13 protein-coding genes are annotated in these 17291 nt (G+C 65.7%); 5 read left to right on the forward strand and 8 right to left on the reverse strand.

The annotated features are described in order from the left end of the window. Positions 1-6: 6 nt before the first annotated feature. Entirely contained in the window at positions 7-492 is a 486-nt protein-coding gene (locus CK489_RS17965) for a tRNA (cytidine(34)-2'-O)-methyltransferase (protein WP_095733168.1), read from the reverse strand. A 278-nt stretch (positions 493-770) separates the two neighbouring features. Between CK489_RS17965 and petA the strand changes: the two genes are divergently transcribed. The 3 genes from petA to CK489_RS17980 all read left to right on the forward strand — a co-directional run bounded on the left by petA (position 771) and on the right by CK489_RS17980 (position 4337). Then, positions 771-1301 (forward strand): ubiquinol-cytochrome c reductase iron-sulfur subunit, encoded by a 531-nt coding sequence (gene petA, locus CK489_RS17970; RefSeq protein WP_095733169.1) that lies wholly within the window; start codon positions 771-773, stop codon positions 1299-1301. 72 nt (positions 1302-1373) lie between these two features. Further along, a complete protein-coding gene (locus CK489_RS17975) occupies positions 1374-3446 on the forward strand; it encodes a cytochrome c1 (RefSeq protein ID WP_095733170.1) in 2073 nt (690 codons plus the stop codon). 216 nt (positions 3447-3662) lie between these two features. After that, positions 3663-4337 (forward strand): dienelactone hydrolase family protein, encoded by a 675-nt coding sequence (locus CK489_RS17980; RefSeq protein WP_095733171.1) that lies wholly within the window; start codon positions 3663-3665, stop codon positions 4335-4337. Positions 4338-4489: 152 nt separating this feature from the next. Here CK489_RS17980 and CK489_RS17985 read toward each other — a convergent pair whose 3' ends face one another. Beyond that, positions 4490-5488 carry a VOC family protein gene (locus CK489_RS17985; protein WP_245350406.1) on the reverse strand — a complete coding sequence of 333 codons (999 nt, stop codon included), beginning with the start codon at positions 5486-5488 and terminating at the stop codon, positions 4490-4492. Positions 5489-5818: 330 nt separating this feature from the next. Between CK489_RS17985 and CK489_RS17990 the strand changes: the two genes are divergently transcribed. After that, positions 5819-7984 carry an anthranilate synthase component I gene (locus CK489_RS17990; RefSeq protein WP_095733173.1) on the forward strand — a complete coding sequence of 722 codons (2166 nt, stop codon included), beginning with the start codon at positions 5819-5821 and terminating at the stop codon, positions 7982-7984. Between the two features lie 14 nt (positions 7985-7998). Further along, a complete protein-coding gene (locus tag CK489_RS17995) occupies positions 7999-8538 on the forward strand; it encodes an adenine phosphoribosyltransferase (protein WP_095733174.1) in 540 nt (179 codons plus the stop codon). A 140-nt stretch (positions 8539-8678) separates the two neighbouring features. Here the strand turns inward: CK489_RS17995 and CK489_RS18000 are convergent, their stop codons facing one another. The 6 genes from CK489_RS18000 to smc form a co-directional block, all read right to left on the reverse strand. Beyond that, the gene (locus CK489_RS18000; RefSeq protein WP_050627214.1) at positions 8679-9347 is read right to left on the reverse strand and encodes a P-loop NTPase family protein; all 669 of its coding nucleotides are present in this window, start codon (positions 9345-9347) and stop codon (positions 8679-8681) included. Between the two features lie 82 nt (positions 9348-9429). Continuing rightward, a complete protein-coding gene (locus tag CK489_RS18005; RefSeq protein WP_021076032.1) occupies positions 9430-10173 on the reverse strand; it encodes a P-loop NTPase family protein in 744 nt (247 codons plus the stop codon). Positions 10174-10338: 165 nt separating this feature from the next. Further along, complete coding sequence (locus tag CK489_RS18010) at positions 10339-11577, reverse strand: M48 family metallopeptidase (RefSeq protein ID WP_095733175.1); 1239 nt, start codon at positions 11575-11577, stop codon at positions 10339-10341. Between the two features lie 34 nt (positions 11578-11611). Continuing rightward, entirely contained in the window at positions 11612-12172 is a 561-nt protein-coding gene (locus CK489_RS18015; RefSeq protein WP_095733176.1) for a LemA family protein, read from the reverse strand. Positions 12173-12404: 232 nt separating this feature from the next. Then, positions 12405-13412: a small ribosomal subunit Rsm22 family protein gene (locus CK489_RS18020; protein ID WP_095733693.1), complete on the reverse strand. Its 1008-nt coding sequence runs from the start codon at positions 13410-13412 to the stop codon at positions 12405-12407. 147 nt (positions 13413-13559) lie between these two features. Beyond that, a complete protein-coding gene (gene smc / locus CK489_RS18025; RefSeq protein ID WP_095733177.1) occupies positions 13560-17024 on the reverse strand; it encodes a chromosome segregation protein SMC in 3465 nt (1154 codons plus the stop codon). Between the last annotated feature and the right edge of the window lie 267 nt (positions 17025-17291).

Below are 17291 nucleotides of genomic sequence, written 5' to 3' on the forward strand. Positions count from 1 at the left end.
AATCCCTTAAGTTGCCGGACCGGCAATTCCTGAGCCGGCAAATCCTGAACCCGTCTGCCGCAGCGCCTCACCGACGGCCATGGCCGCCGTGACCGCCACATTGAGCGAACGCATGGTCGGCCTGATCGGAATCACCAGCCGCGCATCCGCGGCCGCGACCACCGAGTCGGTCACCCCTGCCGTTTCGCGCCCGAACAGCAGCACATCGGAGGCCGCATACGCGAAATCAAGGTAGGATTTCGCCGCCTTGGTCGTGAACAGCACCAGCCGGCATCCTGCCTCGGCCCGCCATTCCTCGAATTTCGACCATGAGTCGTGACGCTTCAACCGCACATGGTCGAGATAGTCCATACCCGCCCGGCGGAAATTCCGGTCGGAGCTGTCGAATCCCGCCGGTTCGATGATATGGGCTGCCACGTCCAGGCAGGCGCAGAGGCGCAGAATCGTCCCTGTATTCTGGGGGATGTCGGGCTGGAACAGCGCGATCTGCATGGTGCGGACGACCTGTGAAATCCGGATGAAATTGTCTCAATAAAACATCGCTCGGCGCGGATTTCGTGCATTGCACGTGTGCGAGCCGATAGCGGGCTTGCGCTCGTCCGGCAAGGGTGCCAATAGAACGATTCTGGACTGCTGTTCCGCCATTTGGGGTGGGGAATAGCGGTTTTCTGCCGCCGCGGGGGCCGCGGGCGCCGGCAGCCTTTCTTGGGGCGCTTCCCAGCGTCTCTGGGGCGGTTCCACCGGCTGCAGAAAAGAAAGGGCTAGGAATCGTGACGACAGCGTCTTCGGCGGACCATCCGACACGCCGTGATTTTCTCTTCGTTGCAACCGGAGCTGCCGCCGTGGTCGGCGCAGCCGCCACTGTCTGGCCGCTGGTTGCCCAGATGAACCCGGATGCCGCGACGATCGCGGCCGGCGCGCCGATCCAGGTCGATCTGACCCCGATCGCCGAGGGCCAGGACATCAAGGTGTTCTGGCGCGGCAAGCCGATCTACATCAGCCACCGCACCAAGAAGCAGATCGAGGAGGCCCAGAAGGTGCCGCTCTCGAGCCTGCCTGATCCGCAGCCCGACTCGGCCCGCGTCAAGTCCGGCCACGACCAGTGGCTGGTCGTGATCGGCATCTGCACCCATCTCGGCTGTATCCCGATCGCCCATGAGGGCAATTACGACGGCTTCTTCTGCCCCTGCCACGGCTCCCAGTACGACTCCTCCGGTCGTATCCGCCAGGGGCCGGCGCCCGCCAACCTGGCGGTGCCGCCCTACGCCTTCCTTACCGACACCAAAATCCAGATCGGCTAAGTCCCGGACCCTCCGGGACTTCGGCTTCCCCTTGGACCCATCGCGTCGTTTTTCTTCTTCAGGATCGCATCAATGAGCGGACCATCTGATTTCCAACCGAGCAACCCCGCCTTGAAGTGGATCGAACGGCGCCTTCCGATCTTCGGCCTGATCCACTCCTCCTTCGTGGCCTATCCGACGCCGCGCAACCTGAACTACTGGTGGACCTTCGGCGCCATCCTTTCGATGATGCTGGCGCTGCAGATCCTGACCGGCGTGATCCTGGCGATGCACTACACGCCGCACGCCGACCTCGCCTTCAAGTCGGTCGAACTGATCGTCCGCGACGTCAATTACGGCTGGCTGCTGCGCAACATGCATGCCTGCGGCGCGTCGATGTTCTTCTTCGCGGTCTACATCCACATGTTCCGCGGCCTCTATTACGGGTCGTACAAGGAGCCGCGCGAGGTGCTGTGGATCCTCGGCGTCATCATCTACCTGCTGATGATGGCCACCGGCTTCATGGGCTACGTGCTGCCGTGGGGCCAGATGAGCTTCTGGGGCGCCACCGTCATCACCAACCTGTTCTCGGCCGTGCCGTATTTCGGCGAGAGCATCGTGACCCTGCTGTGGGGCGGCTATTCGGTCGGCAACCCGACGCTGAACCGCTTCTTCTCGCTGCACTACCTGCTGCCGTTCGTGATCGCCGGCGTGGTCGTGCTGCACATCTGGGCGCTGCACGTCGCGGGTCAGAACAACCCGGCCGGCGTCGAGGCCAAGACCGAGAAGGATACCGTGCCGTTCACGCCCTATGCGACCATCAAGGACGCGTTCGGTGTGTCGTGCTTCCTGATCTTCTTCGCCTGGTTCATCTTCTACATGCCGAACTATCTCGGCGACGCCGACAACTACATCCCGGCGAACCCCGGCGTGACCCCGGCGCACATCGTGCCTGAATGGTACTACCTGCCGTTCTACGCGATCCTGCGCTCGATCCCGAACAAGCTCGCCGGCGTCGTGGCGATGTTCTCGGCGATCATCATCCTGTGCTTCCTGCCCTGGCTCGACAGCGCACGGACCCGGTCGTCGAAGTACCGCCCGTTGGCCAAGCAGTTCTTCTGGATCTTCGTGGTGGTCTGCATCCTGCTCGGCTATCTCGGCTCGCAGCCGCCGGAAGGCATCTATGTGATCGCCGGCCGCATCCTGACCGTCTGCTACTTCGCCTACTTCCTGATCGTGCTGCCGCTGCTCGCCCGCATCGAGACGCCGCGCCCGGTGCCGAACTCGATCGCCGACGACGTGCTGGCGAAGAGCAAGGGCAGGGCCGCGACCGCAGCCTCGGTGATGCTCGCGATGGTGGTGGCCGGCAGCCTGCTGGTGGGCGGCACCCAGAACGCCAAGGCCGAGGAGGGCGGCAATGCGCCGCCGCAGCAGAAGTGGTCCTTTTCGGGCTGGTTCGGCACCTATGACCGCGGCTCGCTGCAGCGTGGCCTGAAGGTCTACAAGGAAGTCTGCTCGGCCTGCCACGGCCTGTCCTATGTCGCGTTCCGCAACCTCGCCGATGCCGGCGGCCCCGGCTATTCGCCGGCGCAGGCGGCTGCGTTCGCATCTGAGTACAAGATCAAGGACGGCCCGAACGACCAGGGCGAGATGTTCGAACGTCCGGGCCGCCCGGCGGACTACTTCCCGTCGCCGTTCCCGAACGAACAGGCCGCGCGCGCAGCCAATGGCGGCGCGGCGCCGCCCGATCTCTCGCTGATCACCAAGGCGCGGTCCTACAAGCGCGGCTTCCCGCAGTTCGTGATCGACTTCTTCACGACATATCAGGAGCAGGGTCCCGACTACGTCGACGCCATCCTGCAGGGCTTCGAGGAGAAGGTCCCGGCCGGCGTCACGATCCCCGAGGGCTCCTACTACAACAAGTACTTCCCCGGTCACGCCATCAAGATGCCGAAGCCGCTGTCCGACGGTCAGGTGACCTTCGACGACGGCTCGCCGGCGACGGTCAAGCAGTACGCGCATGACGTCACCACCTTCCTGATGTGGGCCGCGGAGCCGCACATGGAAGAGCGCAAGCGGATCGGCATGCAGGTGTTCTTCTTCCTGGTCGTGTTCGCGATCCTGATGTACTTCACCAAGCGCAAGGTCTGGGCCGACGCCCACTGACCTCAGCTGTCGCGAGTTTGAAAAAGCCCCTTCGGGGGCTTTTTTGTTTCATGACGCCATTCCGGGATGGTGCGCTAGCACCAGACCCGGAATCTCGAGATTCCGGGCTCGATGCTGCCGGCATCGCGCCGGAATGACAGCCTCGTCAATTGCGTCCGCCACCGAGTACGGACAAGATGCCGGCCAATCAGCCGGCAAACATCTGCGGAGGAACTCATGGGTACCAGCATCAGCTTCAAGCGTCCGGACGGCAAGGAAGCGTCGGGCTATCTCGCCAATACCGCGCGCGGCAACGCACCCGGCGTGGTCGTGATCCAGGAATGGTGGGGCCTGCAGGACCAGATCAAGGGCATGTGCGACCGCTTCGCGCGGGCCGGTTTCGATGCGCTGGCGCCCGATCTCTACAAGGGCAAGGTGGTGCCGTATCACGACACCGACGCGGCCGGCAAAGAGATGAACTCGCTCGACTTCATGGACGCCACCACGCAGACCGTGCGCGGCGCCGCGCAATATCTCGCCAAGAACGGCGCCAAGGTCGGCCTCACCGGCTTCTGCCTCGGCGGCGCAGTGACCATCATCGGCGCCACGAAGATCCCGGAATTGACCGCCGGTGTGGTGTTCTACGGCATTCCGCCGGAGCAGGCGGCAAAGCCGGCGGACGTGAGAATTCCGCTACAGGGCCATTTTGCCACCAAGGACGACTGGTGCACGCCGGCGCTGGTCGACGGTTTCGAGAAGGCGATGAAGGCCGCCGGCAAATCGCTGGAGCTATACCGCTATGACGCCGACCACGGTTTCGGCAACGAGCAGCGCCTGTCGGTGCACGACCGGCAGTGTGCGGAGCTCGCATGGGACCGGGCGACGGACTTTTTCAAGAAGCATCTGGGGTAAGCGCGCGATTGTCCGCAAACTCGCTGTCGTCCCGGCGAAAGCCGGGACCCATACGCCGCGGCCGCGGTAATGGGCATATCGGCAGTCATCACGCCAAAACAACTACACCCTGTGGTTATGGGTCCCGGCTTTCGCCGGGACGACGTGGAGAGTCAGGTTTCTGCCTTCACCCCGTCCCACCACGGGCAGGTCCCCGACATTAGCCTGAAATTGCCTTCCATCACCTGCACCGGCGCGCGCTTGCCCTCGGCGGCGGCGCGCATCCGCATCTCGCGCGCGACCGCGCGGTCTTCCGGCGACAGCCAGACGCGCTCGTGGCCCCACAGGCTCGGGCCGTCATACATCTCGAACGGCGTCCAGTTCGCAGGATCGATCTCGCGGCCGCCCCAGCCGCACTCGACCATGAAGGCTGACGGCGATTTGGCGTAGAACGACGTCATCAAATCATTGGTGTGACGGCCGAGCGTGACGTTGACCCGGTCTTCCTGCTGCGCGATGTCGTAGGCTTGGCCGACATCGTCGAGCGAGAACAGCTCCACCATCAAATGATGCATGCCGTTGCTGCCGGTCTCAATCAGCGCCAGCGAATGGTGGCGGGCGTTGACGTGGAAGAAATAGGCGCGGAACGGCTTTTCGATGTAGTCGCTGAGACCGAAGCCGAGCACGTCGACATAGAAGCTCATGACAGGGACGAGATTCTCGACCGTCAGCACCGCGTGGCCGAGGCCGAGTGCGCCGGTGCGGAAGCCGGAGATCGAGCGTCCCGGCTTGAACGGCGTGTCGTCGATCTCGGCGCCGTGAAACGCCTCGAGCCGGTTGCCGGCCGGATCCCGGAACGAGATCAGGCCGCGCACCCGCCGGCTATCTGCGAGCGCCTGCGGCTCCGATGTCACGGCGACGCCGGCGCGCTCCAGCCGCGCCGCCAGCGCGTCGAGATCAGCGGCATCCGCGACCTCCCAGCCGAAGAACCGCGTGCCTTCGCCCTGCGCACGGTCGATCACGATGCGCTGCTTGCGGTCGTCCATCCGAAACGCGAGCAGCGAGTTGCCGCGCTCGATCGCCTGCAGCCCGACCAGGCCGGTGCCGAATTGCCGCCAGTCGTCGAGCGCGTCGGAGCCGAAGCCGGCATATCCGAGACCCAAAATCGCCATCTGCGCCTCCGCCATCTGTCTGTTTTTTGGGCGGCCGATCGGCCGCCATTTCGGCAAATCCTACGCGGATTCCTGGCTCTTCAAACCCCGAATATGGCGTCCCAGGCTGGGGCAGGGGTGTGAGGCCATCCCTTGACACGGCCCGCGCCGGGTGGTGTGTAACGGCCATGAGCACCGTCGCCAGTCCATCCCGTCGTTGGTGGCCCACCTTCTCATAGGTGGCCGGTGCGTTTTCTTTTTTCACAAACGTCGAAGGTCGCCATCGCAGTGCGACGGTCCCTTCGTTTGTCCTGTGTGGCGCTCTCTTCCCAAGTCTCGTAAGAGGATCACATGAACAGGACAGTCTTCTCCCTGCCGGCCAAGAGCGAGTATCTGACCAATGGCGGCCTTGCCGTCGCGCGCGTGGTCGAACAGTTCACCGGCGGCGCCAATCGCCTCGATGATCTGATCGCGCTGCTCGACCGCCGCCGCGGCGTGGTGCTGTCCTCGGGCACGACGGTGCCGGGCCGCTACGAGAGCTTTGACCTCGGCTTCGCCGATCCGCCCCTGGTGCTGGAGACGTCAGGCACCGATTTCTCGCTGCAGGCACTGAACCCGCGCGGCGAGGTCCTGATCGCCTTTCTCGGCGACGTGCTGCGCGAGCCCTGCGTCGTGATCTCCGAGCGGAGCGCGACGAAGCTCTCCGGCCATATCGTCCGCGGCGAAGCGCCGGTCGAGGAAGACCAACGCACCCGCCGCGCCAGCGTGATGTCGCTGGTGCGCGACATGGTGGCGGCATTCACCTCCAATGCCGATCCGCTGCTCGGCCTGTTCGGCGCCTTCGCCTACGACCTCGTGTTCCAGATCGAGGACCTCGTGCAGAAGCGCGCCCGCGAGGCCGACCAGCGCGACATCGTGCTCTACGTGCCGGACCGGCTGCTGGCCTATGACCGTGCCACCGGCCGCGGCGTGGCGCTGAATTACGAGTTCGCGTGGAAAGGCAAGTCCACCGCCGGCCAGTCGCATGAGACCGCGCCGAGCCTCTATGCCAAGACCGGGCGGCAAGGCTTTGCCGATCACGCGCCGGGCGAATACCAGGCGACGGTGGAAGTGGCGCGCGCGGCGTTTGCCCGCGGCGACCTGTTCGAAGCGGTGCCCGGGCAGCTGTTCGCCGAGCCGTGCGAGCGCTCGCCGGCTGAAGTGTTCCAGCGGCTCTGCCGCATCAACCCGTCGCCCTATGGCGCGCTGATGAATCTCGGCGACGGCGAGTTTCTGGTCTCGGCATCGCCCGAGATGTTCGTGCGCTCGGACGGCCGCCGGGTCGAGACCTGCCCGATCTCGGGCACCATCGCTCGCGGCTCGGATTCGATCGGCGATGCCGAGCAGATCCGCAAGCTGCTGAACTCGGAGAAGGACGAGTTCGAGCTCAACATGTGCACCGACGTCGACCGCAACGACAAGGCGCGCGTCTGTGTGCCCGGCACCATCAAGGTGCTGGCGCGGCGCCAGATCGAGACCTACTCGAAACTGTTCCACACCGTCGACCATGTCGAGGGCATGCTGCGGCCTGGCTTCGATTCGCTCGACGCCTTTCTGACCCATGCCTGGGCGGTCACCGTGACCGGTGCGCCGAAACTGTGGGCGATGCAGTTCGTCGAGGACCACGAGCGGTCGCCGCGGCGCTGGTACGCCGGCGCGATCGGCTGCGTCAATTTCGACGGCAGCATCAACACCGGCCTCACCATCCGCACCATCCGCATGAAGGATGGCCTCGCCGAGGTGCGGGTCGGCGCGACCTGCCTGTTCGACTCCGATCCCGCCGCGGAAGACCGCGAGTGCCAGGTCAAGGCGGCGGCGCTGTTTCAGGCGCTGCGCGGCGATCCGCCGAAGCCGCTGTCGGATTTCGCGCCCGACGCAACCGGCTCGGGCAAGAATGTGCTGCTGATCGATCATGACGACAGCTTCGTGCACATGCTGGCGGATTACTTCCGCCAGGTCGGCGCCAACGTCACCGTGGTCCGGCACATCCATGCCCAGGACATGCTCAAGAAGAAGGGCTGGGATCTGCTGGTGCTGTCGCCCGGGCCGGGTCGCCCGGAGGATTTCGGCATCGCCAAGACCATCGACACCGCGCTCGAGAAGAAGCTGCCGATCTTCGGCGTCTGCCTCGGCGTGCAGGCGATCGGCGAATATTTCGGCGGCGAGCTCGGCCAGCTTACCCAGCCCGCGCATGGCCGTCCGTCGCGCGTCCAGGTGCGTGGCGGCCGGCTGATGCACAACCTGCCCAATGAGATCGTGATCGGCCGCTACCACTCGCTCTATGTCGAGCGCGACAGCGTGCCCGAGGTGCTGGCGGTGACCGCGACCACCGAAGACGGCGTCGCGATGGTGATCGAGCACAAGACCCTGCCGGTCGGCGGCGTGCAATTCCATCCGGAATCGCTGATGTCGCTCGGTAACGAGGTCGGCCTGCGTATTGTCGAGAATGCATTCCGGCTTGATCCGCCGGCCAATTGAGGATTGCGAGACCAATGACCTTCGACCACGACATCAAGGCGACCGTTCGCACCATCCTGGACTACCCGAAGAAGGGCATCCTGTTTCGCGACATCACGACGCTGCTCGCGGATGCCCGCGCCTTCCGCCGGGCGGTGGACGAGCTGGTGCATCCCTGGGCGGGCGCAAAGGTCGACAAGGTCGCAGGCATCGAGGCCCGCGGCTTCATCCTCGGCGGCGCGGTGGCGCATCAGCTCTCCGCCGGCTTCGTGCCGATCCGCAAGAAGGGCAAGCTGCCGCACACCACGGTGCGGATCGCCTATTCGCTTGAGTACGGCATCGACGAGATGGAGATGCATGCCGACGCCGTACAGCCCGGCGAGCGCGTGATCCTGGTCGACGATCTGATCGCGACCGGCGGCACCGCGGAGGGCGCGGTGAAGCTGCTGCGCCAGATCGGCGCCAATGTGGTCGCGGCCTGCTTCATCGTCGATTTGCCCGATCTCGGCGGCGCGGCGAAGCTGCGTGCGATGGACGTGCCGGTGCGCACGCTGATGGCGTTCGAGGGGCACTAGCGTCGCTCCCTCCACACGGTCGTCCCTGCGAAAGCAGGGACCCATAACCACGAATGCTGGTTGTGCGGAAATGCTGTGGCCCCAACTTTCGCCAAATGCGCAGCCTTGTTTATGGGTCCCGGCTTTCGCCGGGACGACGGCTAGCCCCGCTGCAGCAGCATGCTGAGCTCGAGATCCCGGAACGTGGTGTAATTCCGCCGGATCCACTGATGCAGCTCGGTCGATGAATCCTTCTCCTGGCGCAGATAGCCGGTGAAGGAGAAAGTCAGCCGGTCGATATAGGTCTTCAGGAACACCGGCAGCGCGCGGAAGCGCAGCACCCGGCTGGCGGTCATGACCGGCGACAGCTCGCCGCGCACCACGAATTCATTGTCGATGACGATCAGTGCGTTCGGCGGGATCAGGCCTTGCAGCATCTGGTAGCCGCGCACCGAGGCGCGGTCGGTGTCCGCAACGTACAGGATGACGGGCGAGACGCGTCGGCGCAGCGCCTCCTTCATCAGCCCGATCTCGTCGCACATTTTGAAGAATTCGTCGAAGGCGTGGTAGCCGAGGTCGATCACCTTGGCGATGCCGTCATTGACGATGACCCGGTCCATCAGCTGCATCTTGCCGTAGGTGTCGATCACGTCTGCGGTTTCCGTGATCCGCGGCAGGTAGTCGAGCAGCGACGGCTCCTTTAGGTTGATGTCGTAGCAGACCACGTCGCCGTTCTTGAGCAGCAGGAATTCCGCAAGCAGCCGCGCGATCAGCGTCTTGCCGACCTGCGGGCGGGGCGAGCAGATGATGTAAACGGGCGTGGATGACATCGCCCGCTATATCAGGCCAAATTTTCGCCTAATCCAGCCCCATCGCCGCCCCGGGCGCGACTTTTTCGCTGCCCGGCCGCGACTATTTTTCGCCCTTGGCCGATTTGGCCCCGACCAGGTCGGTCAGCTTGATCCGGTCGTACTCGCTCCAGACATTGGCGAGCCAGTGCCGGACATAGCCGCGCAGCACGAACGAATAATTCGCGGCGTCGTCGTTGATGCCCTTGTTGGCGACGAATTTCAGGAACGGAACCGAGGACACCTCGACCTGCTCATAGGCCATTTCGTTGAGCTTGGGGATCGTAAGGTCGGTCGCGTCCTTGATGCGGTGGAAGTAGGAATTATAGGTCGCCTGGTCCCACTGGAAGAACTGGGTGTCGTTGATGAAGTTCTTCACCAGGAAATATTTTGCGCCGCCCATGAAGCCGGCGGTCTCGGCGATCTCGTCCAGCGAAGCGATCGACGGGCCGAGGATATGGAACACGGCGAAGGTGATCTGGCCGGAGCGCGCCGCGTCGAGGAAGCCGATGTCGCGCAGCGAGGCCAGCGCGGGCGACAACAGGCCGGCGCGGACGTCGATGACGGTGACCGCGGGGCCCGAGTTCAGCGTATCGAAGATCTTCATCTGGTCCGCGGTCGTCGTCATGTCGACGATCTCGGTGATGTCGGGATGGAAGCGCTTCAGCGTGCCGCGCGGCGACTCGGTGTCGAACGCCCGGGTCTGCACATTGTTGGCACTGAAATAGTCCAGGAGCGTCCGCGAGACGGTGGTCTTGCCGACCCCGCCCTTGTCAGCGCCCACCACGATCACAACCGGCTTTGCCATGGAAATCCCTTGAAAGCGCGCTCCCGACCGCGATGGCGATCGGCAAGTCCCCACACCTGCTTTGGGCGCGAACATGGCAGAAACAAGGGAGAATTCAATTCCTTAAGGCGCCCACAATCGGTTTGATGCGGATTTCCTTAATGGACTGAGTAGCCTAGCGGGCAATCAGCGGTGCCTGCCCCAGGGTCCCTGAAGCGGGCCTTGGAGAGGCCCGAATGGGCCCTGCGCGGGGCCCGCGCCCGGCAGCGGCGGCGGATTGCTCGGCTGCGCGGGCGGATCGCCCCACGGGCCATGGGTCACTGGCGGAGGCTGATCGCCCGGCCTGGACGGCCGGTCCTGCGTCTCCGTCTGGTCCGATGTCTCGTCAGGCAGTGCCAGCGGTCCGGGATCGCGGCCGCCGGCATATTTCACCAACGCATCGACCCGGGACTTCACCGACGGGTGGGTGGCGAACAGGTCGGCAAAGCCCTCGCGCGGATTGTCGACGCAGAGTTCCATCACCGCCGAGGTGGCGTCCGGCAGTTCGCCGCGGTTCTCGATCTTGCGCAGCGCCGAGATCATCGCATCGGGGTTCTTGGTCAGTTCGACCGAGCCGGCATCGGCGAGGAATTCGCGCGAGCGCGACAGCGCGAGCTTGACCACCTGCGACAGCAGCCAGGCCAGCACGATCAGCGCGACCGCGATGATGATGACGACAATCGCGCCGCCGCCCGACCCCTTGCTGTCGCGGTCCGAGGAGGATGACGACGATCGCGAGGATGATGACGACCAGCCGCCACCGCTGCCGCTCGAGTTCCACGACAGGTTCGTGAACAGGCGGAAGAACAGCTCGCCGAAGAAGCCGACCACGCCGGCGATGATCACCGCGATCACCATCAGCTGCACGTCGCCGTTCTTGATATGGGTGAGCTCGTGGCCGAGCACGGCCTCGATCTCCTGATCGTTCAGCGCCTTCAACAGACCGGTGGTGACCGTGATGGCGTATTGCCGCGGGTTGAGGCCGGTCGCGAACGCGTTCAGCGCCGGGCTGTCCATCACCTTCAGCTTCGGCATCGGGATGCCGCGCGAGATGCAGAGGTTTTCCAGCAGATTGTAGAGCCGCGGCTGCTGCTGCCGCGTCACGCTTTCGCCGCCGGTGACGGCGTCGATCATCTTCTGGTGGAATAAATAGGCGATCACGATCCAGGCCACGGCCGCGATCGTCGCCCAGGGCAGGGCGGAGACCAGGTCGCGCGAGGCCCGCGTCAAATAATAGTCGACCGTGCGGCCGCTATCGATCATTACCTCGGCGACCAGCGCGCCGGCATAGACCAGCACGTAGATCAGCAGGAACAGGCCGGCGAGCAGCAGCATCGAACGAAACTTGTTCGATGCGATATGCGTGTAGAGACCATAGGCGGCCATGACGGAGCAGCCTCTCGCCGGAGCGCGTTGCGCCTCAGAACTTCACGCTCGGTGCCGCCTCGACCTCCGTGCGGCTGGCGCCGAGGTCGAAGAAATCCTTGCGGGTGAAGCCGAACATGCCGGCGAACAAGGCGGCCGGCATCTGCTGGATGCCGGTGTTGTATTCCTGGACCGCGTTGTTGAAGAAGCGGCGGCTGGCTGCGATCTTGTTCTCGAGATCGGACAGCTCGGAGGCGAGCTGCTGGAAATTGGCGTTGGCCTTGAGGTCCGGATAGGCCTCCGACAGCGCGATCAGCCGGCCCAGCGCGCCGGAAAGCTGGTTCTCCGCCGCCGACACCTGGGCCGGACCCTGTGCCGACATCGCCGAGTTGCGCGCCTTGATGACGTCGTCGAGCGTGCCGCGCTCATGGGAGGCATAGCCCTTCACGGTCTCGACCAGGTTCGGGATCAGGTCGTGACGCTGCTTGAGCTGCACGTCGATGTCGGCAAACGCCTGGCTGACCCGCTGGCCGAGCGCGACCAGCCGGTTGTAGGCGCCGAACGCAAACAGCACGAGAAGGACGATGACGCCGACAACGATCCAACTGGTCGACATGACAGGGCAACTCCTGATGGACGAGACGGCGGCACCGTAGCCCAAGATCGGGGCGCAGGGCAGCCCGCCGCGAAAAGGTGGGCATTGTCTTGGTCAATGATGGATGCGAATTGGTTCAACATCGTCGTCCCGGCCTAGTGCGCAATTGCGCACGGGAGCCGGGACCCATACGCCGCGGCCCGCGGAAGGGGCACAAGTGGCGTCGGCTTCGCTTCACAATTGAGATCGGTGGTTATGGATCCCGGCTTTCACCGGGACGACCCGCAACGGATATCTCGACCGCATCGCCCCAGCGCCAGCGCCGGGCGCGCGCGTAGTCGGCCTTGGCGCGGCGGGGCACCTCGGCGACGGTGATGCCCTCCACCGTGCAGAGCTTGGCCGCAATCTCGACCTTGCCGACATCCGGCTGCGCCAGCACGCGGGATGGTCGTGCTGCCAGTGGCGCCCGTGTCAGCGCGACGTAGGCGAAGCGCTCGTCCTCGAACGGGGCGTCGGCGCCCTTGACCTGCTTGTGCGCGCGTGAGCGTTGCAGACGCTGCGAGAAATGGCACCAGTCGGGCGCAATCAGCGGACAGCCATTGTCATGCGGGCAGGGCGCGGCGACATGCGCGCCGGCGGCGATCAATCGGGCACGGAGTGCGATGATCCGCGCATAGCCCGCCGGTGTGCCGGGCTCGACGACCAGCAGGGTGTCCCTGGTTTTCTCCCACATGACATCGGTGAGCGCGTCGCGCTCGGCATCATTGAGCTCGTTGATGACGTAGCTCGCGATCACGAGGTCAGCGGCCTCGGCATGCGCCGCATAAATGCGAGCCTGGCCCAGCTCGTAGGTGATGCGGCGCAGGCGCTCGCTCCGGCGCGTGAGGTCGAGCGCCAGCGTCCGCAGGGCCTCATTGGAATCGAGCAGAGTGAACGCCTGCAACGACGGGAAGGCTTCCGCGGCCGCCCAGCTTGCCGTCCCCGGCCCGGCGCCGACATCGAGCAGGCTCGTGGGCGCGAAATCCGGCCTGATTTCGGAGAGTGAATTGAGGCTCGCCACCACGGCGGCATAGGTCGCCGGCATCCGCGCCACGGCGTAGGCCAGCGCATCGGTCTCGGTCTTGATCGTCGAGGAGCCGCCGCCTTCGCGATAGGTCTGCGAGATGATGGCCGCACGGCCGGCGGTGTCGCTGCGTGACAGGCCTTCGAGCCGGGCGTTGAGGGAGGCTTTGAGTTCGGCAGGCAGGTCGGGTGAGGTCATGCGCCGTACCATCCCCATGTCATTGCGAGCGGAGCGAAGCAATCCATATCGCCGCTTGCGGAAGCATGGATTGCTTCGTCGCTATCGCTCCTCGCAATGACGAGGCCGAAAGGCCTCGCCTCAAATCCGAGGTGTTCTGACGCCGCCTTACGCCACGTTCTGGTCGAGGATGTCGACCGCGCCCTGCAGGTCGACCGACACCAGCTGGGACACGCCGCGCTCGGCCATGGTGACGCCGAACAGCCGGTTCATCCGCGCCATCGTGATCGGATTGTGCGTGATGATGATGAAGCGCGTGTCGGTCGAGCCGGTCATTTCGTGCAGCAGGCTGCAGAACCGTTCGACGTTGTGGTCGTCGAGCGGCGCATCGACTTCGTCCAGCACGCAGATCGGCGACGGGTTGGTGAGGAACACCGCGAAGATCAGCGAGAGCGCGGTCAGCGCCTGCTCGCCGCCCGAGAGCAGCGACAGCGTCTGCGGCTTCTTGCCGGGCGGCTTGGCGATGATCTCGAGACCGGCTTCCAGCGGATCATCGCTCTCGATCAGGTGCAGCGCGGCTTCGCCGCCGCCGAACAGTTCGGTGAACAGCCGCTTGAAGTGGTTGTTGACGGTCTCGAACGACGTCAGCAGGCGCTCGCGCGCTTCGCGGTTGAGGCTCTGGATGCCCTGGCGCAGCCGCTTGATCGCCTCGACGAGGTCGTCGCGTTCGGTGGTCAGCGCGGTGTGCTGGGTCTCGACTTCCTTCAACTCTTCCTCGGCGCGCAGATTGACGGCGCCGAGCCGTTCGCGGTCGCGCCGCAGCTTTTCGAGCTCTTCCTCGACCTGGCCGACCGGTGGCAGCTCCGCGCCCGGCTCGATCTCGGCCATGCCGACGACGGCGCTGGGCTCGACCTCGAGCATGTCGTGGATCTCGCGCTCGATGTCGGCAAGCCGGCGGCGGGTGCCTTCCATGCGCTCTTCGGCGCGCGCGGTGGCTTCGCGGGACGACGACAGCGCTTCGAGCGTCGCCTTGGCGACGCGGTCGGTTTCCGCCATCGCGGCTTCGGCGGTCGCGAGCGCGTCGGCGGCGATGCGGCGATCGCCCTCGGCGTGCTCGATCTCCGTGATCAGCGCGCTGCGCTTTTCGGCGAACACTTCCGGCGCATTGGCGAGTTCCTCGCGCTCAATCGACACCTCGGCGATACGCGCCTCGATGGTCCCGACCTGCGAGGCGGCGCTGGTCTTGCGGGTCTGCCATTCATTGCGCTCGGCAAGGATCGCCTGCACGCGGCGGTCGGCGAGCTCGGCCTCGCGGGCCAGCGCCTGCGCCTCGGCGCGGACCTGCGCCGCCGCACGGCGCTGATTGTCGATCTCGGCGCGCACCGCGGCGAGCTGGGCCTCGGTTTCCACGCCAGGCGGCAATTCGGCCAGCGCGGCAGCCGCGCTCTCATGCGCGGCTTCGGCCTCGGCGCGGTCAGCAGCGACGCGGCTGTGCGCCTCGGTCAGCGCCGATTTGCGGGCGGCGTGACGGTTGATCTCGCGCTCGGTCGCGGCATGGCGCTCGCGCGCGGCATCGGTCTCGCGGCGAGCGGCGCGCACGGCCTCACGCGAGGCGCCCTCGGCGGCGGACGCCGAGCGCAGTTCTTCCTCAGCGGTCTCCAGCGCCTGGCGCTTGGCGGCGGCATCGATACGGGCCTGTTCCAGCTCGTGCTCGATATCGACCAGGCGGGCGCGCTCGGCGAGGCGGCGCGCGGCGCCGGTCGGAGCGTGCGCGTCGGCGACAAAGCCGTCCCAGCGCCAGACGTCGCCTTCGAGCGACACCAGCCGCTGGCCGGTCTTCAGCTGCGAGACCAGTGCGGCGCCGCGCTCCTTGGCGACGACACCGATCTGGGCCAGGCGGCGCGCCAGTTCCGGCGGCGCCTGGACATGATCGGCCAGCCGCTCGACACCGTCAGGCAGCGAGGGATCGCCCGAGGATTCGCCGACATTGGTCCAGCGCATCGGCGCGGAGGAATCCACGGGAGCATCGAGGTCGTCGCCGAGCACGGCGCCGATCGCCTTCTCATAGCCCTTGGCGACCGTGATGCCGTCGATGATCGGCGGCCACAGATTCTTGGTCTCGCTGGTGACGAGCTTGGAGATGGTGCGGGCTTCGGTCTCGAGCCGCTGCACGCGCTTTTCCGCTTCAGCGAGCGGATTGCGGGAGGCTTCCAGCGTCTGCCGTGCGGCGGCGTGGTGCGCCTCGCTCTCCTGCACCGCCGCCTCGGATTCGGCGAGGGTCTGCTGCGCCATCTCCATGGCGGCGGCGAGCGCATCGATGTCGCCGAGATTGCCGGTTTCCTGCGCGAGCTTTGACTCCTCGGCCTGGACGTTGGCGATCTCCTGATCGAGCCGCGCCAGCCGATCGCGATGGGTGCGCACGCCGGCTTCGAGCTGGTTGCGCTTGGCAGTGAGGTCGGCGAGCTGCGTGGTCAGTTCGGAGAACTGGCGCTCGGTGGCGGCCAGGATCTCTTCGGCCTCGGCGACGCGCTCATCGACGCCGGAGCGCTTCTCGACCCGCGACTTGATCTCTTCCTTGAGCTCGGCGTCTTCGGTGTCGAGCCGCTGCAGCGCGATGTCGGCATCCGAGGTCTGCTGCTGCTCGCGCGCGATGTCCTGGGCGAACTGGGTAAGGCGGCGATCGAGTTCGCCGACGCGCTCCTTGGCGCGCTGCTCCTCGCGGTCGAGCATCTCGCGCGCATTGGTCAGGCGCTGCAGGCCGGCGGCGGCGCGCGCCTCGGCGTCGCGCAGCGCGGGCAGCTCGGTGGCGCGGATCGCCTGGATGCGTGCGGCCTCCGCCTGATGCTGGGTGCGCTCGGCCATCTCGCGCACGGCGAGATCGTGGGTGCGCGCGGCGTCGTTGACGTCGGCGTTGGCCTCGATCCAGCGCAGATGGAACAGCATCGCCTCGGACTTGCGCACCTTGGCCGCGACCTCGCGGTAGCGGATCGCCTGGCGCGCCTGCTTCTTCAGGCCTTCCATCTGGCCGGTGAGCTGGCCGATCACGTCCTCGACGCGGGTCAGGTTGGTTTCGGCCGCCTTGAGTCGCAGTTCCGCCTCATGACGGCGGGCGTGCAGGCCGGCGACGCCGGCGGCGTCTTCCAGCACGCGGCGGCGCTGCTCCGGCTTGGCCTGGATGATCTCGCCGATCTTGCCCTGGTGGACGAGGGCCGGCGAACGCGCGCCGGTCGCGGCGTCGGCGAACAGGATCTGCACGTCGCGGGCGCGCACGTCGCGGCCGTTGATGCGGTAGACCGAGCCGGCCTCGCGCTCGATGCGGCGGGAGATTTCGAGCAACTGGCTGTCGTTCATCGCAGCCGGCGCCGAGCGATCGGAATTGTCGATCGTCATCACGACTTCGGCGTGGTTGCGCGCCGGACGGTTGCCGGAACCGGCGAAGATCACCGCATCCATGTCGGCGGCGCGCAGCGACTTGTGCGAGGTCTCGCCCATCGCCCAGCGCAGCGCCTCGACGAGATTGGATTTGCCGCAGCCATTCGGTCCGACGACGCCGGTCAGGCCCGGCTCGATCATGAAATCGGTGGGTTCAACGAACGACTTGAAACCGTGCAGGCGGAGGCGCGTGAGCTTCATGTACACAAATCTCGTTTGGCCGGGCGCGAATCTCCCTGCCGTGACAATACCATGGATGGCAATGTCGGTGTCTGGGGTGAATAGCTGCGTGCAGCTCTCATGAGCGGCGACAATGGCGATGCCGGTGCGTCAGGGCAACCGCTTGACCAAGCTTTTCCCAAGGGATTTGCGAGGGATTTGCAGGGGTTTTATGTCCTCGGAGATTCGCATCGGGCGAATCAGGTTTTCAACAACGAAATAATGCGACGGCTGCAGGCCGTGATCGCA

The organism is Bradyrhizobium sp. UFLA03-84, assembly GCF_002289535.1.
GTDB classification, from domain to species: domain Bacteria; phylum Pseudomonadota; class Alphaproteobacteria; order Rhizobiales; family Xanthobacteraceae; genus Bradyrhizobium; species Bradyrhizobium viridifuturi.